The following is a 21,535-nucleotide window of genomic DNA, read 5'->3' on the forward strand; positions in this document are numbered from 1 at the left end:
TTCTTTTATACCATTTATTTAGAACGCCATATAATTCGTCCTTTGGTTAAATCATACGGAGAAAGTTCAATAGTTACTTTATCACCAGGTAATACCCTGATGAAATTCATACGTAGTTTTCCTGAGATATGACCAAGAACAATATGTCCTCCTTCAATCTCAACTTTAAACATTGCATTTGGTAACTTTTCGATCACCGTTCCTTCTACTTCTATTACATCACCTTTAGCCAAGTTACAAACCTCCTCATTACACAGAAGATTGCCCTATATACTCTTTTAGAGCTTTCCTAACATCATTGTTTGTTAAGCGATTCTCTTCTATTATTTTTTGTTTTATCCATTCAATAATTGTATTTGTTTTTTGAACATGCTTTTTCTTTTTTAGTTTAGGATTATCAACTTTGCGTAATTTTCCGTCACTTAGGTAAACATATTCTTCTTCTACGCTTACGACTATAAATGGTTTCCCTTGATCACGTCCGCATTTTGAGAAAACAACCTGCCCTACCTCATACTCGCTATTCATTTAATCACCTCATTACTTACTGCTTTGTAATGTAAGTATTTCTGGAATATCATTGGTAATAACCACAGTATTTTCATAATGTGCAGATGGCATCCCATCTCTTGTTACGAACGTCCAATCATCTTCTAGTACTCTTACTTGCCACGTACCCATATTAACCATAGGTTCTATAGCGAGCACCATACCTTTTTGAAGTTTTGGTCCTCTTCCAGGTGTCTTGTAGTTTGGAACTTGTGGTTCTTCGTGCAATTCTCTTCCTATCCCATGCCCAACTAAATCTCTTACTACCGAAAATCCATTAGTTTCAACATAAGTTTGTATTGCAACAGATATCTGTCCTAGATGATTGCCTGGTTTTGCATATTTTAAACCTTCAAAAAAGCTCTGTTTCGTAACTTCTATCAGTTTTAATATCTCAGGGGATACATCTCCGACAGTATAAGATCTTGCAGCATCTGAGTGATATCCTTTGTAGTATACCCCAAGGTCCACGCTCACTAAATCACCTTGTTTTAACTTGCGTTTACCTGGAATCCCGTGTACAACTTCTTCATTAATAGAAATACAAGCTGATGCTGGGTATCCACAATAACCTTTAAAAGATGGCAGTGCATGTTTACTTGTTATAAACGTTTCTGCAATAGCATCTAACTCTTTGGTTGTAATACCTTCTTGTACTGCTTTACCCACTAGTTCGTGAGCCTCTATTAATATATGCGCTGCCTCTTTCATTAAACTTATTTCCATATCAGATTTAATGGGGATTGGCATCCTAATTCACTCCTAATGCTTTCTTTACTGCTGCACGTACTTCTTCCACTGTACCTACTCCATGAACATCAAGAACTTTGCCTTGAGCTTTGTAGTGTGCAATAAGTGGTTCTGTTTGTGCATGATAGATTTCTAATCTTTTTTTAACTGTTTCTTCTTTATCATCTTCTCTTTGGACTAGATTTGTGCTGCATGCGTTACATATGCCTGCTATGTCTTCTTTTTTACTTATCTTATGATAAGAAGCGCCGCAGCTTGGGCAAACAGTTCTACCAGCCATACGATCAACAATAAGTTCATCGGGTACCTCTACATTAACAACGTAATCTATTGGTATATTTAAGTCTGCAAGCATAGCATCTAATGCTTCTGCTTGTGGAATGGTTCTTGGAAATCCATCAAAAATCATGCCATTTTTACAGTCATCTTGTGTAATTCTGCTTTTTACAAGTTCTATAACAAGAGAATCTGGTACGAGTTGACCTTGATCCATATAAGCTTTTGCTTGTTTGCCTAAGTCTGTGTTGTTAGAGATATGTTCTCTAAAAATATTGCCTGTCGAGATACATGGAATATCATATAATTTTGTAAGCATTTCTGCTTGAGTCCCTTTACCTGCTCCTGGCGCTCCGAGTAATATCAATCTCATTACGGCAACCTCCTATCTTCTTATAAAAATCCTTTATAATGTCTCATTAACATCTGTGATTCCATTTGTTTAAGTGTTTCTAATGCAACACCAACAATAATGAGAAGTGATGTTCCTGAAAACGCTACTTGCACGTTTAATGTATATTCAAATACGAGTGGAATAACTGCAAGTATTGCTAAAAAGATAGCTCCAAGTAGTGTGATACGAGATGCAACATCTGATAAATAATCTGATGTTGGTTTCCCTGGTCTTATACCGGGTATAAATCCGCCACCTTTTTTCATGTTAGATGCAATTTCCATTGGATTAAATGCAATAGTTGAATAGAAGAAAGCAAATGCAAATATAAGTACTACATAGATTACTGTTCCTACTGGATGTGTCCATCTTAAAAATCTAAGTACTGTACCCCATATTTCATTTGTTGTTCCCCCAAATAAATTAGTAACAATTTCTGGGAAATTCATAATAGACATTGCAAAGATAATTGGCAATACCCCTGCTAAGTTGACTTTAATAGGAATATGTTGTGATTGTCCGCCATAAACTTTACGTCCAGCAGTACGTTTTGCATACTGTACTGCAATTCTTCTTTCTCCTTGAGCCATTAATACAACAAAACCTATTACGAGTATAAATAATAATACGATTATTGTTGGTATTAAATAACCATGTGTCTGGAATAATACGATGAAGTTTTGTGGAAGTCTAGAAATAATATTAATAAAGATAATAAGTGATATACCATTTCCTATGCCTTTTTGCGTAATTTGTTCCCCTATCCACATCACGAGCATTGAACCTGCTACAAATGAGATAACAACTACCACAAATGTCCATATTGTATTATCTACAAGTACACTTGGTTGCTGTCTGCTAAGTGTAAGCGTTGTTGCTGATGATTGAATTAAGGCAAGGGCTAATGTTACATAACGTGTATATTTGTTAATTTTCTTTCTGCCTTGCTCCCCTTCTTTTGCGAGCTCCTCAAGCTTAGTTATTGCAATTTGTAAAAGCTGCATAATAATGCTTGCTGTAATATATGGCCCTACTCCAAAAGCGAAAAGTGCCATGGTTTTAAATGCTCCACCTGTTATAACATCCATTAGATTCAAAACATTCCCCGCGTTTTGATTCATCATAGCTATAACTGCATCTGTATTAATTCCTGGTACCGTAATATGTGCACCTATTCTTACAATAAGAAACATCCAAAGTGTGAAAATAATTTTTTTGCGTAGTTCTGGCACTCTCCATGCATTTTTAAGAGTTTTGAATAAATCCACCTACATCACCTCTTCTATTTTTCCACCCACAGCTTCAATTTTCTCTTTAGCACCTGCACTAAATGCATTTGCTTTAACAGTTAATTTCTTTGTTAGATCACCTTTCCCAAGAATTTTAACCCCATCTCTTGGATTTTTGATGATTCCAGCTTCTATCATAGCTTCAACTGTTACTACAGCGCCATCTTCAAAGCGATTTAATAAATCTACATTAATACCTACTATTTCTAAACTATTACGGTTTGTAAAACCACGTTTTGGAAGTCTTCTGTATAAAGGCATTTGCCCCCCTTCAAAACCTGGTCTAACACCACCGCCAGTTCTAGAATTTTGTCCTTTATGTCCTCTTCCCGCTGTTTTTCCGTTTCCTGAACCATGTCCACGGCCTACACGGAAAGAATCTCTTTTTGAACCTTCTACTGGTCTTAATTCATTTAAATTCATGCTTCCTTGCACCTCCTTCTCTTTAAGCCTTTTATTACTCGCTTATTGCTTCTACTTTTACTAAATGTCTAACTTGATCTACCATCCCACGAATTGCTGTATTATCTTCGTGTATATTTGAACTATTGATCTTTCTTAACCCGAGCGCTTCTACAGTTTTTTTATGTTTTGGAATTGCCCCGATTGTGGATCTTACTAATGTTACTTTAATTTTAGCCACTTGAACATTCCTCCTTATCCTAGAAGCTCTTCTACTGTTTTTCCACGAAGTTTAGCAACTTCTGCTGGTGTTTTGAGTGAAGCAAGTGCTTCAATTGTTGCATGTACTACATTTTTCTTATTGTTAGAACCAAGAGATTTCGTTCTAATATTACGAACGCCTGCAAGTTCAAGTACAGCACGTGCTGGACCTCCTGCAATAACTCCTGTACCTTCTTTAGCTGGTTTAAGAAGTACTCTTGCACTTCCAAATTCACCAACGAATTCATGATAAACGCTGTCTGCGTCATTTCTTTCAATATAAATTAAGTTCTTTTTAGCATCTTGAATAGCTTTCTCAATAGCGTTTGGAATTTCCATTGCTTTACCAAGTCCAACGCCAACGTGACCATTTCCATCTCCAACTACTACTAAAGCAGAGAAACGGAAAGTACGACCACCTTTTACAACTTTTGTTACACGTTTAATCGTAACAACTTTTTCCTGAAGATCTAATGTACTAGGATCAATATTTAGCTTTTTAGCCACCGTATGTCCCTCCTTTACTAGAATTGTAATCCAGCAGCGCGAGCTGCATCTGCTAATGCTTTTACTCTACCATGGTATAAGAATCCTCCACGGTCAAAAACAACTTCATTAATACCTTTAGCAAGGGCTTTTTTTGCAACTGCTTCGCCAACAGCTTTTGCTGCATCAACATTTGATGTAGCTTCTAAGGCTTTAGCAAGCTCTTTTTCAACAGTAGAAGCCGATACTAATGTACTACCTTTTGTATCATCTATAATCTGAGCATAAATGTGTTTTTCACTTCTATATACTGCAAGTCTTGGTCTCTCAGTAGTTCCTTGAAGCTTATTACGCATTTTCATATGCTTTTTTACACGAATTTTACTACGTGATGCTTTAGTTATCATTCTTATTTCACCCCTTTACTCTTATTTTTTACCTGTTTTACCTTCTTTACGTCTGATTATTTCATCAACGTACTTAATACCTTTGCCTTTGTATGGCTCTGGCGGACGTTTAGTTCTGATCTCAGCCGCAAATTGTCCAACATGTTCTTTGTTAATACCTGAAATAGTAATTTTATTACCTTCAACTACTGATGTGATTCCTTCTGGATCTTCCATTTCAACTGGGTGAGAGTATCCTAATGAAAGAACTAATTTCTTGCCTTGTTTCGCTGCTCTATATCCAACACCATTGATTTCTAACACTTTATTGAAGCCATTTGTCACACCTTCAACCATGTTTGAAACAAGTGTTCTTGTTAATCCATGAAGTGATCTGTTTCTTTTTAAATCGTTTGGTCTTGTAACTAAGACCTGATTATCTTCAAGTGTAATATTCATTGCACTATCGAATGTTCTTGTAAGTGTTCCTTTTGGCCCTTTAACTGTTACTACATTGCCTTCAGCTTTTGTAACAGTAACACCTGCTGGAACCTCGATTGGTAATTTACCAATACGTGACATGGTCGCACCTCCTTAAACTTTTTATCTTTATTACCAAATAAACGCGATAACTTCTCCGCCTACGCCAAGTTTTCTAGCGTCTTTGTCAGTAATTACACCTTTACTTGTTGAAATAATTGCTGTTCCAAGTCCACCTAATACTTTTGGTAAGTTATCAGTGTCTGCGTATACACGAAGACCTGGTTTAGAAATTTTCTTTAAACCTGAAATTACTTTTTGATTTTTATCTTTGCCATATTTTAAAGTTACACGAATAGTTCCTTTAACGCCATCTTCTATAACTTCGTATCCTTTAATATATCCCTCATTTAAAAGAATTTCAGAAATTGCTTTTTTCATTTTTGATGCAGGAACTTCAACAATATCATGTTTTGCAACATTTGCATTTCTGATTCTTGTAAGCATATCTGCAATAGGATCGCTCATTGTCATTTTATTTGCCTCCTTTCCATTATTACCAGCTTGCTTTTTTAACGCCTGGAATCTGACCTTTATATGCTAATTCTCTAAAACATATACGACATATACCAAATTTTCTTATATATGCATGCGGACGTCCACAAATACGACATCTTGTATATTCTTGAGTTGAAAATTTAGCGGTTTTTTGTTGCTTAACTTTCATAGATGTTTTTGCCACTTTGCTTACCCTCCTTATTTTTGAAATGGCATTCCAAATTGTGTCAAGAGCTCACGTGCTTCTTCATCTGTTTGAGCTGTTGTTACAATAATGACGTCCATACCACGAACTTTATCGATTTTGTCGTACTCAATTTCCGGGAAAATAAGTTGTTCTTTAATACCTAATGCATAGTTACCACGACCATCAAATGCAGTAGCGCTGATACCACGGAAGTCACGTACACGTGGAAGTGCTAAGTTTACTAAACGATCAAGAAATTCATACATTTTTTTACCGCGAAGTGTTACTTTACATCCGATTGGCATCCCTTCACGAAGTTTAAATGCCGCTACAGATTTTTTAGCTTTAGTAATAACTGGTTTTTGTCCTGATACAGTTTGCATATCACTTACAGCACTCTCTAATACTTTCGCATTATCTTTTGCTTCACCAACACCCATGTTAATTACTATTTTTTCGATTTTTGGAACTTGTAATTGATTTTTATAATTAAATTTTTGAGTCATGGCACTCATGATCTCAGTATTATATATCTCTTTTAATCTACTCATAGCCTATTACCTCCTTTCGCCTATTAGTCAATCACGAAACGGTCTTTGTTTACGATCGCTACGCGAACTTTTTTACCGTCGTTTATTTGTACGCCTAAACGGGCTGGTTTTCCATTGTGCACATACATAACGTTAGAAATGTGTACAGGTGCTTCTCTTTGAATTAATCCGCCTTGACCAGCTGCATTTGGTTTTTGGTGCTTAGTAATCATGTTGCACCCATCTACAACCACACGACCATTTTTGCGGTCAATAAAATTAACATTACCTTCTTTACCTTTGTCTTTGCCAGCGATGATTATTACTCTGTCGCCTTTTTTAAGTTTAGTTTTCACTATTTGCACCTCCTTATAAAACTTCTGGAGCAAGTGATAAGATTTTTGTGTATTTCTTTTCTCTTAACTCTCTTGCTACTGGTCCAAAAATACGTGTTCCTCTTGGGTTTTTATCTTCTTTTATGATAACAGCTGCATTTTCATCAAATTTAATGTATGAACCGTCAGCTCTTCTTACACCTTTTTTAGTACGTACGATAACAGCTTTAACAACGTCACCTTTTTTAACAACGCCGCCTGGTGTTGCATCTTTAACCGCAGCAACGATAACATCACCAATACTGCCGTATCTTCTGGTAGAACCACCTAATACACGAATGCAAAGTAATTCTTTTGCTCCTGTATTATCAGCTACTCTTAATCTACTTTCTTGTTGGATCATGAGAAGTGACCTCCTTTCAAGATTACTAATACTATTTTGCTTTTTCTACAATTTCAACAAGTCTAAAACGTTTTGACTTAGATAGTGGTCTTGTTTCCATTACTCTAACTTTATCGCCGATTTGACACTCATTGTTTTCATCATGAGCATGTAATTTATAAGTTCTTTTTACGATTTTACCGTAAAGAGGATGTTTTACATTGTTTACTACTGCAACAGTAATCGTTTTATCCATTTTATTGCTTACAACGTTACCCATTAATACTTTTCGCATATTTCTTTCTGACACGACTTAGCCTCCTCTCTATTACACAGTTGCTTTTTGTGTAATAATAGTTTGAATACGTGCGATATTCTTTCTTACTTCTTTAATTCTTGCTGTATTATCGAGTTGATTGGTAGCATTTTGAAATCTTAAGTTAAAAAGTTCTTTTTTCGCATTCACCAACTCAACGTTTAGCTCTTCAGATGTTTTTGTTATTAATTCTTCTAAGAATGCTCTACTCTTCACTACCATCACCTGCCATTTCTTGTTCAGCACGAGATACTATCTTGCATTTCATAGGTAATTTGTGAACTGCAAGTCTTAACGCTTCTCTAGCTGTTTCTTCTGCTACACCTGATAATTCAAACATTACTCTACCTGGTTTAACTACTGCTACCCAATACTCAGGTGAACCTTTACCAGAACCCATACGTGTTTCTGCTGGTTTAGCTGTTACTGGTTTATCTGGGAATATTTTAATCCATACTTTACCACCACGTTTGATATAACGTGTCATCGCAATACGGGCAGCTTCGATTTGGTTTGATTTTACCCATGCTGGTTCCATTGCAACAATACCAAAATCACCATAAGTAATTTTATTTCCACGGGTAGCTTTACCTGTCATACGTCCACGGAATTGTTTGCGACGCTTTACTCTTTTAGGCATTAACATTAGTTAGCGCTCCCTTCCTTTTTAACTTTTTGTGGAAGTACCTCTCCTTTGTATATCCACACTTTAACACCGATCTTACCGTAAGTTGTATCTGCTTCTGCAAATCCATATTCAATATCCGCTCTTAATGTCTGGAGTGGAATAGTGCCATCTGAATAATGCTCTGTACGTGCCATTTCTGCTCCGCCTAAACGACCTGAGCATTGAACTTTAATACCTTTTGCTCCAGCTTTGAATGATTTACCCATAGCTTGTTTCATCGCACGACGGAATGAAACACGGTTTTCAAGTTGAAGTGCAATATTTTCAGCAACGAGTTGTGCACATGCTTCTGGACGCTTTACTTCAACAATGTTGATTGCAACTTTGTTTGCCGTAAGCTTTTCTACTTGCTTACGAAGCTCATCAATAGATGATCCACCCTTACCAATTACGATCCCTGGTTTAGATGTATGAACGTGGATTCTAACACGTTTAGACATTCTTTCAATTTCAATTTTGTCTATGCCAGCTGAATATAATTTTTTCTTAATGAATTTTCTGATTTTATTATCTTCTACTAGGTTATTAGCAAAGTCTTTTTTATCTGCATACCATCTGGCATCCCAACCTTTGATAACACCTACTCTTAATCCATGAGGATTGACTTTTTGGCCCATACCTAACCTCCTTATCTTTCATTTAGTACCACTGTAATGTGGCTTGTTTGTTTGTCGATTCTATAAGCACGACCTTGAGCACGTGGACGAATTCTTTTAAGTGTTGGCCCTTTAGTAGAAAAGGCTTCTTCAACAAATAAGTTAGCTGTCTCCATACTATTATTATGCTCAGCATTTGCTACAGCTGATTTTACTAATTTTTCTATAATACGTGCACCGTATCTTGGTGTGTATGCTAAGATTGCAAGTGCAGTATTAACATCTTTTCCTTTGATTTGGTTAAGCACGATATTTGCCTTAGTACTAGATAAACGTACAAATGTTACTTTTGCTTTTGGTCTTGAGTCTTTTTGAGCATTTCTCTCTTTTTTGATCTGGCTTCTATGTCCTTTTGCCATTTTTAAAGACCTCCTTCCGTAAATAATTAATTAACGAACTCTTGATTTCTTTTCTGCATCTTTACCATGACCACGGTAAGTTCTTGTTAATGCAAATTCACCTAATTTATGTCCTACCATATCTTCTGTTACAAAAACTGGAACATGTTTTCTTCCGTCATGTACAGCGATAGTATGTCCTACCATGCTAGGGAATATTGTTGAACGACGTGACCATGATTTGATTACTTTTTTCTCATCCGCTGCGTTCATTTCATCTATTTTCTTTAATAAATGTTTATCAGCAAATGGTCCTTTTTTGATGGAACGAGCCATTAATGATGCCTCCCTTCACTACTTTACATTATTTTTTGTTACGAGCACGTACAATATATTTGTTTGATTGCTTATTTTTCTTTCTTGTTTTGTATCCAAGAGCTGGTTTACCCCAAGGTGTACATGGATTTGGACGTCCAATTGGTGATCTACCTTCTCCACCACCGTGAGGGTGATCGTTAGGGTTCATAACAGATCCACGAACTGTAGGGCGAATACCCATATGACGTTTACGTCCTGCTTTACCAATATTGATAAGCTCATGATCGATGTTACCAACTTGACCTATTGTAGCTCTACACTCGATAGGTAAAAGTCTCATTTCTCCTGAAGGAAGTTTAACTGTTGCATACTTGCCTTCTTTAGCCATAAGCTGTGCTGACATACCTGCTGCACGAACAAGCTGCCCGCCTTTGCCTGGTTTCATTTCAAGGTTATGAATAGTAGCACCTATTGGCATATCTTTCATTCTGAGTGCGTTTCCAATGCGAATTTCCGCTGTTTCACCACTCATTAATTTGTCGCCTACTTTAAGCCCTACTGGAGCTAAAATATAGCTTTTTTCTCCATCCGCATAAGCAAGTAATGCAATATTTGCTGTTCTGTTTGGATCATATTCGATACCTACAACAGTTGCTGGTACACCATCTTTATTACGTTTGAAGTCGATGATTCTATATTTAATTTTATATCCGCCGCCACGATGACGAACTGTAATTTTCCCTTGGTTGTTTCTTCCTGAGTTTTTCTTTAAAGTAACCATTAAAGATCTTTCAGGAGTTGTTTTTGTGATTTCTTCAAATGATGAAGAAGTCATATGTCTTCTTGAAGGGGTATATGGTCTATATTTTTTGATACCCATCGCACTTTCACTCCTTTCAATCAATGCATTTACACTTAGCCGTGTGTTTCATCTTTATCTATTAAACTACATTCCTTGGAAAAAGTCAATGTCTTTACTATCTTGGTTAAGTTTAACAATTGCTTTTTTGTAGTCACTTGTTTTACCAACTGACTTGCCACGGCGTTTTGTTTTACCTTCGTAATTAGCCGTATTAACTTTTTCTACTTTTGTTCCTTCGAACATTTTTTCTACTGCATCTTTGATTTGACCTTTAGTTGCAGTTTTTTGTACTAGGAATGTGTATTTTTTTTCTGCCATAGCGTTCATACTTTTTTCAGTAACTACTGGCTTTAAAATGACGTCATAAAATTTTAAATCTGCCATTATGCGTACACCTCCTCGATTTTGTTAAGTGCATCTTTTGTTACTACGAATGTATCGTATTTTAAGATGTCATATACATTAATGTTATTAACAGCTGATGTTTTGATTGATTGAATATTACGTGCTGATAACATTACATTTTTGCTTGTATCGCCATCTGTAACGATAAGTGCTTTATTTAATTTAAGAGTATCTAATATATTTTTCATTGTTTTTGTTTTGATCTCTGCTAGCTCTAATGAATCTAATACAATGAATTTGCTGCCATTAACTCTGCTAGTTAAAGCTGATTTTAATGCAAGTCTTCTTTCTTTTTTGTTAAGTCTAATAGAGTAGTCACGAGGTTTTGGCGCGAATGCAACCCCACCACCTGTCCATTGTACTGCACGAATAGAACCTTGTCTTGCTCTACCTGTACCTTTTTGTCTCCATGGTTTTCTACCACCACCACGTACTTCAGCACGGGTTTTAGCACTTTGTGTTCCTTGACGTCTATTTGCAAGATGTGCAACAACTGCTGCATGCACTAAGTGTTCTTTTACATCTACTGCAAAGATTGAATCATTTAATTCAACTTCACCTACTTGTTGTCCGTCCATATTATAAACAGCTACTTTTGCCATTATTGTTCCTCCTTTCTCACCAGTCATTAAGCTTTAACGCTATCTTTTATAGCGATGATTGTACCTTTAGGTCCTGGAACTGCACCTTTAAGTAAAATTAAGTTTTTGTCTAAATCAACTCTAGCAACTTCAAGATTTTGTACTGTGATTTGAACACATCCCATATGTGATGGAAGGCCTTTACCTTTCATAACACGTCCTGGACTTGTTGCAGCACCCATAGAACCTGCTACTCTATGTGATTTAGAACCATGAGCCATTGGTCCACGGCTTTGTCCATATTTTTTGATTGCGCCTTGATACCCTTTACCTTTTGAAGTACCAGTAACATCTACTCTTTCTCCAGCAGCAAAAACATCTGCTTTGATTTCTGTACCTACTTCATATGCACTTATATCTTCCAAACGGAATTCTTTTAAGTGTTTTTTAAGAGCAACGCCTGCTTTTTTAAAGTGACCAGCTGCTGGTTTGATAACACGTCTTTCTTTAACGTCTCCAAAACCAACTTGAATCGCTTCATATCCATCATTGTCAGTAGTTTTCTTTTGAACAACTACACATGGACCTGCCTCTAATACAGTAACAGGAATTAAGTTTGCATTTTCATCAAAAATTTGTGTCATACCTATTTTCTTAGCTATGATTGCTTTTTTCATTTCCTTTACACCTCCTAATATCTACAGCGGATTGCTACCTTGGCAATCATCCTAGACGATTCTTGATTATCGCCCAATCTAGAATCTCATAGATTATTTCGCATCTACTTTGATATCTACACCTGCTGGTAAATCTATACGCATTAACGCATCTCCAGTTTTTGGCGTAGCTTCAACATCGATAAGTCTTTTATGAGTTCTCATTTCGAATTGCTCACGAGAATCTTTGTACTTGTGAACAGCACGTAAAATTGTTACCACTTCTTTTTTAGTTGGTAGTGGTATTGGTCCACTAACTTGTGCACCTGTTTTCTTAGCAATAGCAACTATTTCAGCTGCTGTTTGATCAATTAACTTGTGATCATAAGCCTTTAGGGTAATACGGATTTTTTGACTTGCCATAAAAAAAGTCCCCTCCTTTTCGTACTTTTTTTGAAAGCAGTACGACTAGTGGTGACTGTACACTCAACCTAGTGTGTCATAAGCGCAGACTTACTCTAAGCTTTGTATTAATACAAAAGCGCTTGACATCAGTTTATATAGTACAGTGACCTGCCGCCTGGTTTCTTGAACCGGACATTCGCTCCCTAGAAATTCACCTTTTTGTAAGGTGGTAACCTTCTAGATCATCGTTCTCAATGTCACAACAAATTGAGTATACACTAAAAGCTATATAATGACAAGGTTTTTTTTTAGTTATTACTGATTTTTTTATGGAAAATTTAGCTATTATGCTCTTTTCTCCTAATTATAGGGGATTTTTTAGAAAACCAAACTTCCCATAAATAATAAAAAGCATACCCTAGGGTATGCTTTTTATATGAGTTAATTACTCAATAATAGATGCTACTGCACCAGAACCTACTGTACGTCCACCTTCACGTATCGCGAAACGAAGTCCTTGAGACATCGCAATTGGATGGATAAGTTCAATAGTCATTTCAAGGTTATCGCCAGGCATACACATTTCTGTGCCTTCTGGTAATTCAATAACGCCTGTAACGTCAGTTGTTCTGAAGTAGAATTGTGGTCTATAGTGTGAGAAGAATGGTTTATGACGTCCACCTTCTTCTTTTTTAAGAACGTATACTTGAGCTGTGAATTTTGTATGAGGTGTAATTGAACCTGGTTTGCAAAGTACTTGACCACGTTCGATTTCAGTTCTTTGAATACCACGAAGAAGTGCTCCAATGTTATCTCCAGCTTGCGCTTGATCAAGAAGTTTACGGAACATTTCAACTCCTGTACACACAATCTTACGAGTTTCTTCATGAATACCAACAAGTTCAACTTCATCTTGAACTTTAAGAATACCTGATTCTACTCTACCTGTTGCAACTGTACCACGACCTGTGATTGAGAATACATCTTCTACAGGCATAAGGAATGGTTTGTCAACTGCACGGTCTGGAGTAGGAATATACTCATCAATAATTTCAAATAACTCTACGATTTTATCTCCCCATGGACCCATTGGATCATTTAATGCTTGAAGAGCTGATCCACGGATGATTGGCGTATCATCGCCAGGGAATTCATATGAGCTTAATAGGTCACGAATTTCCATTTCAACAAGTTCTAATAATTCTTCATCATCTACCATATCACATTTGTTTAAGAAAACAACGATGTATGGTACACCAACTTGACGTGAAAGAAGGATATGTTCACGAGTTTGAGCCATAGGACCATCTGTAGCTGCACAAACAAGGATTGTTCCATCCATTTGTGCTGCCCCTGTGATCATGTTTTTAACATAGTCAGCATGTCCTGGGCAGTCAACGTGAGCGTAGTGACGAGCTGGAGTTTCGTATTCAACGTGAGCTGTAGAGATAGTAATACCACGTTCTCTTTCTTCTGGCGCCTTGTCAATATTATCGAAATCAACTGCTGCACCTAAACCATATCTTTGGTGAAGAGTTTTTGTGATAGCTGCTGTAAGTGTTGTTTTACCGTGGTCAACGTGTCCGATTGTACCAATATTAACGTGTGGCTTATTTCTTTCATATTTAGCTTTAGCCATTTTGTTTGTTCCTCCTTTAATTTGCTGAGTTTATTTTTCTCAGATAATTTGATTATATTCAATTTGCAGCTACTTTTCAAGTAGCTACAAATTATTATTTAGAGAATGTGCTGCTATATTTTAAATTTAAGCTTTTTGATCAGCTATAATTTTATCCTGAATACCTTTAGGGCATGGCTCATAGTGATGGAATTCCATCGAGTAGTTACCACGACCTTGTGTTCTTGAACGAAGTTCAGTCGCATAACCAAACATCTCTGCAAGTGGTACATAGGCTCTAATTTCTTGCCCGCCACCAATAGCTTCCATACCTTCCATTTGTCCACGGCGTGAGTTAATGCTTCCAATAACATCCCCCATGTACTCTTCTGGTGCAGTTGCAATAACTTTCATAATAGGTTCAAGAAGTGTTCCGCCTGCTTTTTTCATTGCATCTTTAAATGCCATAGAACCTGCGATCTTGAAGGCCATTTCTGATGAGTCAACATCATGGTATGAACCATCGTAACACTCTGCTTTAATACCTAATACTTTGTATCCTGCAAGTGGACCTGCTGCCATTGCTTCTTGGATTCCTTTGTCTACTGCAGGGATATATTCTTTTGGAATTGAACCACCCACTACTGTACTTACGAATTCATAAGTATGTTCAGAGTTAGGATCAAGTCTAGAGAATCTAACTTTACAGTGTCCATATTGTCCGCTACCACCTGATTGTTTTACATACTTAGAATCAACTTCCACATCTCTAGCCATTGTTTCTTTGTAAGCAACTTGTGGTGCTCCTACATTTGCTTCTACTTTAAACTCACGTAAAAGACGATCTACGATAATCTCTAAGTGAAGTTCTCCCATACCTGCGATGATTGTCTGCCCAGTTTCAGTATTTGTAAACGTTCTGAAAGTTGGGTCTTCTTCTGCAAGTTTTGCAAGTGCAATACCCATTTTTTCTTGACCAGCTTTTGTTTTTGGCTCAATAGCTACTTCAATAACTGGCTCTGGGAATTCCATAGATTCTAAGATTACAGGGTGACCTTCATCACACAATGTATCTCCTGTTGTTGTACCTTTAAGACCAACAGCAGCAGCTATATCTCCTGAATAAACTTTAGCAATTTCTTGTCTTGTATTTGCATGCATCTGTAAGATACGTCCAATACGTTCTTTTTTGTTTTTTGTTGAGTTGAGTACATATGAACCTGATTCTATTGAACCTGAATAAACTCTGAAGAATGCAAGTTTCCCAACAAATGGGTCAGTCATAATCTTAAATGCAAGGGCTGCAAATGGCTCTTCATCTGATGAATGTTTTTCCATTTCTTCACCAGTTTCAGGGTCAATCCCTTTAATAGCAGGGATATCTGTAGGTGCTGGCATATATTCAACAACAGCATCTAAAAGTTTTTGTACCCCTTTATTTTTGTAAGCTGAACCACAAAGTACCGGAATGATTTGAACATTGATTACAGCAGTTCTAAGTGCTGTTCTAAGTTCCTCTTCTGTTACTTCTTCACCTTCAAGATATTTCATTGTAAGGTCTTCATCTGATTCACAGATTGCTTCAATCATTTCGTTTCTGTATTGTTCAGCTTTATCTAAAAGATCTGCTGGAATATCAGTTTCTTCTATTTCTTTGCCTAAATCATCTTTGTAGATGAAGGCTCTGTTTTTCATAAGGTCAATAACCCCTACGAATTGGTCTTCTGCACCAATAGGTAACTCGATTGGTATTGCATTAGCACCAAGTCTTGTTCTCATCATGTCTACTGCTCTATAAAAGTCAGCGCCCATGATATCCATTTTATTTACAAAAGCCATACGTGGTACTTTATATTTATCAGCTTGACGCCATACTGTTTCAGATTGAGGTTCAACCCCACCTTTTGCACAGAATACGCCAACAGCAGAATCTAGTACACGGAGTGAACGTTCAACTTCTACTGTGAAGTCTACGTGCCCAGGTGTATCTATGATATTAACACGATTGTCTTTCCAAAAACATGTCGTAGCTGCAGATGTGATTGTAATACCACGTTCTTGTTCTTGTTCCATCCAGTCCATAGTGGCTCCGCCTTCATGAACTTCTCCGATTTTGTATGTCTTACCGGTATAAAACAAGATACGCTCTGTAAGAGTTGTTTTCCCCGCGTCAATATGCGCCATAATACCAATATTACGGGTGCGCTCTAGCGGATATTCTCTTCCTGCCAAGGTAATTCCTCCTTTGGATTAATAGCCTACCATCTGTAGTGAGCAAATGCTTTATTTGCTTCTGCCATTTTGTGTGTATCTTCTTTTTTCTTAACTGATCCACCAGTGCTGTTAAGTGCATCTAAAAGCTCTGCTGCAAGAGCAAGTGTTGTTGTTTTTTCTCCACGCTTACGTGTGTGAGTTGTTAACCAACGAAGGCCTAATGTTTGACGTCTTTCTGGACGCACCTCCATTGGTACTTGGTAAGTAGCACCTCCAACACGACGTGCTTTTACTTCTAATACTGGCATGATATTCTCTAATGCCTCTTGGAAAACTTCTAAAGCATCTCTGCCTGTTTTTTCTTTAATGATGTCAAACGCACCATAAACTATCTTTTGTGCTTTACCTCTTTTACCATCCAACATAATGTTGTTAATAAGTTTTGTTACTAACTTACTATTGTAAAGAGGATCTGCTAATACATCTCTTTTTGCTACATGTCCTTTACGTGGCACGGTCTTCCCTCCTTAACTAATATCTGTGAAATATCATCGGTACTCGTCCTCAAATTTGAGGATCGTGCGCGCCCTTGTTACTCATCTATTTAAAATCTGATTTATCAGCTTTAGTTGTGTAAGTTGGGCACCAATTAATTCCTAATTATTTTTTACCTTTAGTTGCTGCTGCACCTTTTTTGCCTTTTTTAGCACCGTATTTAGAACGAGCTTGTTGTCTTTTCGCAACACCTGCTGTATCTAATGTACCACGGATAATGTGGTAACGTGTACCTGGTAAGTCTTTTACCCTACCACCACGGATTAATACAACGCTATGCTCTTGAAGGTTGTGTCCTTCACCTGGAATATAAGCTGTAACTTCAATCCCATTTGTAAGACGTACCCTTGCAATTTTACGAAGAGCAGAGTTTGGTTTTTTTGGTGTAGCTGTTTTAACTGCTGTACAAACACCTCTTTTTTGTGGCGCAGAGATATCTGTTGCACGTTTATGCAAAGAGTTAAATCCTTTTTGCAATGCTGGCGCAGTTGACTTTTTCTCGATTTCTTTTCTTCCTTTACGTACTAATTGGTTAAATGTTGGCATTCTGGCACCTCCTCCTTACTCAATAATTGCTGCTACTGCAGTTTTCACTTCAACGTTACATTCTTTGCCCAGTTCATGCATACTATCAATATACTTAACTTCGACATTTTTAGCTTTTGCAAGCTCTACCACTTGACTTGTAACTCGGTCATCGGCATCTTTGGCAACAAACACAAGCTTAACATTTTCTCGTTCTAACCATTTTAAAGTCTGTTTTGTTCCCACAATCTTTTTCGTGTCTTTCAAATGGTACAACATAAATCCCCCTTTAGGTTCATTTTTATGCATACTATTACACACTGAACGATTCTATCATTCCCGTCGCTTCTTGTCAAGGTTTTTTTTAGGACTGCTCAGTGAGCACCGAATTCTTCAGCTACTCACTATCAGATTTCTAGAAATCTAGGCAATTTTTCAAACTAAAATGAGCGCACTATTCATTTTAGTTTATGAACAGCCTCAAACGCGTGAATTATAAAATTTGTATGCTTATAAGTTGTTTCTCTATATACAAAAGCTCTAGGTACTGCATAAGCGCAGTCCCTAGAGCTTTTTAATACAAGATTATTCTTCTCCTACCATTGTTACATTGAGCTTGCGGTATTTATCCATACCTGTTCCGGCAGGAATTAGCTTACCAATAATAACATTTTCTTTAAGTCCAATTAATGGATCTGTTTTTCCTTTAATTGCCGCTTCTGTAAGCACTTTTGTTGTTTCTTGGAAAGATGCAGCGGATAAGAAGGACTCTGTTGCAAGAGAGGCTTTTGTAATACCAAGCAGCACGCTTTTCCCTACTGCCGGTTCTAACCCTTGCTCAACAGCCTGTTTATTAACTTCTAGGTATTCTAATATATCGATAGAACTTCCAGGCAATAAATCTGTATCGCCGCTTTCTTCTATCTTAACTTTTTTAAGCATCTGACGCACAATAACTTCAATATGCTTATCGTTGATATCAACCCCCTGAAGTCTATAAACACGCTGTACTTCTTGAATCATATAATGCTGTACACCTGTAACATCTTTGATTTTAAGAATATCATGTGGATTAACACTACCTTCTGTAAGTTCATCTCCAGCTTCTACTGAAGTACCATCTTGGACTTTAATTCTTGAGCCATATGGTATAGTATAAGACTTTGTTTCTCCATTTTCATTATCAGTAATAGTTACCTCACGTTTTTTCTTAGTATCTGATATAGTTACAATACCAGCAATTTCAGATATGATTGCAAGTCCTTTAGGTTTACGGGCTTCAAATAACTCTTCAATACGAGGAAGACCTTGTGTAATATCATCTCCCGCAATACCTCCAGTATGGAATGTACGCATTGTAAGCTGTGTACCAGGCTCTCCGATAGACTGTGCTGCGATAATACCTACCGCTTCACCTACTCTTACTTCGTTACCTGATGCCATATTTGCCCCGTAACATTTTGCACATACGCCCATTTTAGACTGACATGAAAGCACATTACGTATTTTAACTTTTTTAATTCCAACTGACTCTATATACTCAGCTTGAATCGGTTTTATCATTTTATTCACAGGAATGATTACTTCCCCTGTCTCCGGATGAACAATCTCTTCAGCTGCAAAACGTCCTGATAAGCGTTCATGTAATGGCTCGATAACTTCTGAACCATCTGTATAAGCTTTAACTACCATACCCGGAATTGGTTGATCTGGGATGTGATCATGACAATCTTGTTCTCTAATAATAACATCTTGTGATACGTCTACAAGACGACGTGTTAAATAACCAGAGTCAGCTGTACGAAGTGCCGTATCTGCAAGTCCTTTACGGGCACCATGGGCAGAAATAAAGTACTCAAGTACAGTAAGACCCTCACGGAAGTTCGCCTTAATAGGAAGCTCAATAATACGTCCTGATGGTGATGCCATCAGACCACGCATACCTGCTAACTGTTTAATCTGATTCGTAGAACCACGGGCACCAGAGTGTGCCATCATATAGATATTATTATATCTTCCAAGGTTATCAAGAAGAGCCTTTGTAATTTTATCATTGGCCATATTCCATGCCTGAATTACTTTGTTATAACGTTCTTCGTCCGTCATAAGCCCACGTCTGAAGAGTTTTGTAACATGTTCAACTGCGACTTGAGCTTCATCTAAATACTCTTGTTTTTGACCTGGAACTACCATGTCTGATACAGATACGGTTAATGCGCCTCGTGTTGAATATTTAAAACCTAGGTCTTTAATATTATCAAGCAAAATGGCAGTATCTGTTGCACCTTGGGTATCGATGCACTTTTTAATTATTTGTCCCAGTTGTTTTTTACCTACTAAGAAATCAATCTCATACTTAAATTTGTTTTCTTCTAGCGTTCTATCTACAAAACCTAATGTTTGAGGCATGATCTCGTTGAAAATAATACGGCCAACAGTCGTATTTGTAATTCCGCTCTGCATAACGCCATCTATTTCAATCGTCCTGCGTACGTTAATGCGTGCATGTAACGTAATGACTTTATTGTCATATGCGAGAATTGCTTCTTTTTCATTACGGAAATACTTACCTTCTCCTTGCTCACCTTCTTTATCAAGTGTAAGATAGTATGTTCCAAGAACCATATCCTGTGATGGCACCGCAACGGGTCCCCCATCAGATGGCTTGAGTAAGTTATTTGGCGCTAATAGAAGGAATCGGCATTCTGCTTGTGCTTCTACTGATAAAGGTACGTGAACCGCCATTTGGTCTCCGTCAAAGTCTGCATTATAAGCTGTACATACAAGAGGATGCAGCTTAATCGCACGGCCTTCAACTAGGATTGGTTCAAACGCTTGAATCCCAAGACGGTGAAGTGTTGGGGCACGATTTAGCATAACAGGATGCTCACGAATAACTTCTTCTAATACATCCCATACCTGTGGCTGTAATCTTTCTATCATGTGCTTAGCATTTTTAATATTATGTGCAATACCGTCAGATACCAGCTTTTTCATTACAAATGGTTTAAAGAGTTCAATCGCCATTTCTTTTGGAAGCCCGCATTGATAAATTTTAAGACTAGGTCCTACTACGATAACAGAACGTCCTGAATAGTCAACACGCTTACCAAGTAAGTTCTGGCGGAAACGTCCGGATTTACCTTTTAACATGTCTGATAAAGACTTAAGCGGTCTATTTCCAGGTCCTGTTACAGCTTTGCCACGTCTGCCGTTATCAATAAGTGCATCTACAGCTTCTTGTAACATACGTTTTTCATTTCTTACAATAATATTAGGTGCCCCTAAATCAAGTAATCTCTTTAAACGATTGTTACGGTTAATAACTCTTCTATAAAGATCATTTAAGTCTGATGTTGCAAAACGTCCACCATCAAGCTGTATCATTGGTCTTAAATCTGGTGGCAACACTGGTATCACATCTAAGATCATCCATTCAGGTTTGTTTCCTGAAAGTCTAAATGCTTCTATAACTTCTAAACGCTTAATAACACGTACTCTTTTTTGACCTGTAGTGGTTTTAAGCTGTTCTTTTAACTCTTGGCTTTCTTTCTCTAACTGAATGTCAGAGAGCAGCTTTTTAATAGCTTCAGCACCCATTTCAGCGACGAATGAGCCTGCGCCATATTTTTCTTCTGCTTCTCTATATTCTTTTTCACCTAAAATTTCTTTATAGTCTAAACTCGTCCCTTTAGGATCTGTTACGATATAAGATGCAAAATATAATATCTTTTCAAGCTTTCCTGGGGTAATATCAAGTATTAACCCCATTCTGCTTGGTATTCCTTTAAAATACCATATATGTGATACCGGAGCTGCAAGTTCTATATGCCCCATTCTCTCACGTCTTACTTTAGCTTTTGTAACTTCTACACCACATCGGTCACAAATGATACCCTTATATCTGATTCTTTTGTATTTTCCACAATGACACTCCCAATCTTTGCTAGGCCCAAAGATTTTTTCACAAAATAGCCCATCTCGTTCCGGTCTTTGAGTACGATAATTGATTGTTTCTGGTTTCTTTACCTCTCCTCTAGACCATTCACGGATTTTATCAGGGGAAGCCAATCCTATCTTTATGCTTTCAAAAAAGATAGCTTGATCTATATTTGGCATACTATGCACTCCCT

At 37.2% G+C, this 21,535-nt stretch carries 32 protein-coding genes; all 32 read right to left on the reverse strand.

The window, feature by feature from the left end:
• Positions 1-14: 14 nt before the first annotated feature.
• Entirely contained in the window at positions 15-233 is a 219-nt protein-coding gene (gene infA, locus BN3326_RS08790; protein ID WP_013658482.1) for a translation initiation factor IF-1, read from the reverse strand.
• Positions 234-249: 16 nt separating this feature from the next.
• Positions 250-528, reverse strand: coding sequence for a KOW domain-containing RNA-binding protein (locus tag BN3326_RS08795; RefSeq protein ID WP_069998822.1), 279 nt, complete (start codon positions 526-528; stop codon positions 250-252).
• Positions 529-540: 12 nt separating this feature from the next.
• Positions 541-1,299, reverse strand: a complete 759-nt coding sequence (gene map, locus BN3326_RS08800; RefSeq protein WP_069998823.1) for a type I methionyl aminopeptidase — start codon at positions 1,297-1,299, stop codon at positions 541-543.
• Between the two features lies 1 nt (position 1,300).
• On the reverse strand, positions 1,301-1,948 hold the full coding sequence (locus BN3326_RS08805; protein WP_069998824.1) for an adenylate kinase: 648 nt from the start codon (positions 1,946-1,948) through the stop codon (positions 1,301-1,303).
• Between the two features lie 20 nt (positions 1,949-1,968).
• The gene (gene secY, locus BN3326_RS08810) at positions 1,969-3,237 is read right to left on the reverse strand and encodes a preprotein translocase subunit SecY (RefSeq protein ID WP_069998825.1); all 1,269 of its coding nucleotides are present in this window, start codon (positions 3,235-3,237) and stop codon (positions 1,969-1,971) included.
• Positions 3,238-3,681: a 50S ribosomal protein L15 gene (gene rplO, locus BN3326_RS08815; RefSeq protein ID WP_069998826.1), complete on the reverse strand. Its 444-nt coding sequence runs from the start codon at positions 3,679-3,681 to the stop codon at positions 3,238-3,240. It lies immediately after the preceding gene.
• A gap of 34 nt (positions 3,682-3,715) precedes the next feature.
• The gene (rpmD, locus tag BN3326_RS08820; protein ID WP_069998827.1) at positions 3,716-3,901 is read right to left on the reverse strand and encodes a 50S ribosomal protein L30; all 186 of its coding nucleotides are present in this window, start codon (positions 3,899-3,901) and stop codon (positions 3,716-3,718) included.
• 14 nt (positions 3,902-3,915) lie between these two features.
• The gene (gene rpsE, locus BN3326_RS08825) at positions 3,916-4,428 is read right to left on the reverse strand and encodes a 30S ribosomal protein S5 (protein ID WP_069998828.1); all 513 of its coding nucleotides are present in this window, start codon (positions 4,426-4,428) and stop codon (positions 3,916-3,918) included.
• Between the two features lie 17 nt (positions 4,429-4,445).
• Positions 4,446-4,814 carry a 50S ribosomal protein L18 gene (gene rplR, locus BN3326_RS08830; protein ID WP_069998829.1) on the reverse strand — a complete coding sequence of 123 codons (369 nt, stop codon included), beginning with the start codon at positions 4,812-4,814 and terminating at the stop codon, positions 4,446-4,448.
• Positions 4,815-4,835: 21 nt separating this feature from the next.
• Complete coding sequence (rplF, locus tag BN3326_RS08835) at positions 4,836-5,375, reverse strand: 50S ribosomal protein L6 (RefSeq protein WP_069998830.1); 540 nt, start codon at positions 5,373-5,375, stop codon at positions 4,836-4,838.
• Positions 5,376-5,405: 30 nt separating this feature from the next.
• The gene (gene rpsH, locus BN3326_RS08840; RefSeq protein ID WP_069998831.1) at positions 5,406-5,807 is read right to left on the reverse strand and encodes a 30S ribosomal protein S8; all 402 of its coding nucleotides are present in this window, start codon (positions 5,805-5,807) and stop codon (positions 5,406-5,408) included.
• 22 nt (positions 5,808-5,829) lie between these two features.
• Positions 5,830-6,015, reverse strand: a complete 186-nt coding sequence (locus BN3326_RS08845) for a type Z 30S ribosomal protein S14 (RefSeq protein WP_069998832.1) — start codon at positions 6,013-6,015, stop codon at positions 5,830-5,832.
• A 14-nt stretch (positions 6,016-6,029) separates the two neighbouring features.
• Entirely contained in the window at positions 6,030-6,569 is a 540-nt protein-coding gene (rplE, locus tag BN3326_RS08850; RefSeq protein WP_069998833.1) for a 50S ribosomal protein L5, read from the reverse strand.
• Between the two features lie 23 nt (positions 6,570-6,592).
• Positions 6,593-6,904 carry a 50S ribosomal protein L24 gene (gene rplX / locus BN3326_RS08855; RefSeq protein ID WP_069998834.1) on the reverse strand — a complete coding sequence of 104 codons (312 nt, stop codon included), beginning with the start codon at positions 6,902-6,904 and terminating at the stop codon, positions 6,593-6,595.
• Between the two features lie 13 nt (positions 6,905-6,917).
• On the reverse strand, positions 6,918-7,286 hold the full coding sequence (rplN, locus tag BN3326_RS08860; RefSeq protein WP_069998835.1) for a 50S ribosomal protein L14: 369 nt from the start codon (positions 7,284-7,286) through the stop codon (positions 6,918-6,920).
• Positions 7,287-7,317: 31 nt separating this feature from the next.
• Positions 7,318-7,560, reverse strand: a complete 243-nt coding sequence (rpsQ, locus tag BN3326_RS08865) for a 30S ribosomal protein S17 (protein ID WP_069999381.1) — start codon at positions 7,558-7,560, stop codon at positions 7,318-7,320.
• 33 nt (positions 7,561-7,593) lie between these two features.
• Positions 7,594-7,797: a 50S ribosomal protein L29 gene (gene rpmC / locus BN3326_RS08870; protein ID WP_069998836.1), complete on the reverse strand. Its 204-nt coding sequence runs from the start codon at positions 7,795-7,797 to the stop codon at positions 7,594-7,596.
• The gene (gene rplP, locus BN3326_RS08875; protein WP_069998837.1) at positions 7,787-8,227 is read right to left on the reverse strand and encodes a 50S ribosomal protein L16; all 441 of its coding nucleotides are present in this window, start codon (positions 8,225-8,227) and stop codon (positions 7,787-7,789) included. Before rplP ends, rpmC begins: the two co-directional genes overlap by 11 nt.
• A complete protein-coding gene (rpsC, locus tag BN3326_RS08880; protein ID WP_069998838.1) occupies positions 8,227-8,886 on the reverse strand; it encodes a 30S ribosomal protein S3 in 660 nt (219 codons plus the stop codon). Before rpsC ends, rplP begins: the two co-directional genes overlap by 1 nt.
• Before the next feature lie 11 nt (positions 8,887-8,897).
• Positions 8,898-9,284: a 50S ribosomal protein L22 gene (gene rplV, locus BN3326_RS08885; protein ID WP_069998839.1), complete on the reverse strand. Its 387-nt coding sequence runs from the start codon at positions 9,282-9,284 to the stop codon at positions 8,898-8,900.
• A gap of 30 nt (positions 9,285-9,314) precedes the next feature.
• Positions 9,315-9,599: a 30S ribosomal protein S19 gene (rpsS, locus tag BN3326_RS08890; RefSeq protein WP_069998840.1), complete on the reverse strand. Its 285-nt coding sequence runs from the start codon at positions 9,597-9,599 to the stop codon at positions 9,315-9,317.
• A 28-nt stretch (positions 9,600-9,627) separates the two neighbouring features.
• A complete protein-coding gene (gene rplB, locus BN3326_RS08895; RefSeq protein WP_069998841.1) occupies positions 9,628-10,461 on the reverse strand; it encodes a 50S ribosomal protein L2 in 834 nt (277 codons plus the stop codon).
• A 66-nt stretch (positions 10,462-10,527) separates the two neighbouring features.
• Positions 10,528-10,827 carry a 50S ribosomal protein L23 gene (rplW, locus tag BN3326_RS08900; RefSeq protein ID WP_069998842.1) on the reverse strand — a complete coding sequence of 100 codons (300 nt, stop codon included), beginning with the start codon at positions 10,825-10,827 and terminating at the stop codon, positions 10,528-10,530.
• Positions 10,827-11,450, reverse strand: a complete 624-nt coding sequence (gene rplD, locus BN3326_RS08905; RefSeq protein ID WP_069998843.1) for a 50S ribosomal protein L4 — start codon at positions 11,448-11,450, stop codon at positions 10,827-10,829. The genes rplW and rplD overlap by 1 nt, the downstream gene beginning before the upstream one ends.
• Before the next feature lie 26 nt (positions 11,451-11,476).
• A complete protein-coding gene (gene rplC, locus BN3326_RS08910) occupies positions 11,477-12,106 on the reverse strand; it encodes a 50S ribosomal protein L3 (protein WP_069998844.1) in 630 nt (209 codons plus the stop codon).
• 93 nt (positions 12,107-12,199) lie between these two features.
• Positions 12,200-12,508, reverse strand: a complete 309-nt coding sequence (gene rpsJ / locus BN3326_RS08915; RefSeq protein ID WP_069998845.1) for a 30S ribosomal protein S10 — start codon at positions 12,506-12,508, stop codon at positions 12,200-12,202.
• A gap of 427 nt (positions 12,509-12,935) precedes the next feature.
• A complete protein-coding gene (gene tuf / locus BN3326_RS08920) occupies positions 12,936-14,129 on the reverse strand; it encodes an elongation factor Tu (protein ID WP_069998846.1) in 1,194 nt (397 codons plus the stop codon).
• Positions 14,130-14,255: 126 nt separating this feature from the next.
• Positions 14,256-16,340 carry an elongation factor G gene (gene fusA / locus BN3326_RS08925; protein ID WP_069998847.1) on the reverse strand — a complete coding sequence of 695 codons (2,085 nt, stop codon included), beginning with the start codon at positions 16,338-16,340 and terminating at the stop codon, positions 14,256-14,258.
• A 26-nt stretch (positions 16,341-16,366) separates the two neighbouring features.
• Positions 16,367-16,837 carry a 30S ribosomal protein S7 gene (gene rpsG / locus BN3326_RS08930; RefSeq protein ID WP_069998848.1) on the reverse strand — a complete coding sequence of 157 codons (471 nt, stop codon included), beginning with the start codon at positions 16,835-16,837 and terminating at the stop codon, positions 16,367-16,369.
• A gap of 145 nt (positions 16,838-16,982) precedes the next feature.
• Entirely contained in the window at positions 16,983-17,423 is a 441-nt protein-coding gene (rpsL, locus tag BN3326_RS08935; protein ID WP_069998849.1) for a 30S ribosomal protein S12, read from the reverse strand.
• Positions 17,424-17,438: 15 nt separating this feature from the next.
• Positions 17,439-17,681, reverse strand: coding sequence for a ribosomal L7Ae/L30e/S12e/Gadd45 family protein (locus BN3326_RS08940; protein ID WP_069998850.1), 243 nt, complete (start codon positions 17,679-17,681; stop codon positions 17,439-17,441).
• 306 nt (positions 17,682-17,987) lie between these two features.
• A complete protein-coding gene (rpoC, locus tag BN3326_RS08945) occupies positions 17,988-21,521 on the reverse strand; it encodes a DNA-directed RNA polymerase subunit beta' (RefSeq protein ID WP_069998851.1) in 3,534 nt (1,177 codons plus the stop codon).
• Positions 21,522-21,535 lie beyond the last annotated feature (14 nt).

The organism is Cellulosilyticum sp. I15G10I2, assembly GCF_900095725.1.
GTDB lineage: Bacteria > Bacillota > Clostridia > Lachnospirales > Cellulosilyticaceae > FMMP01.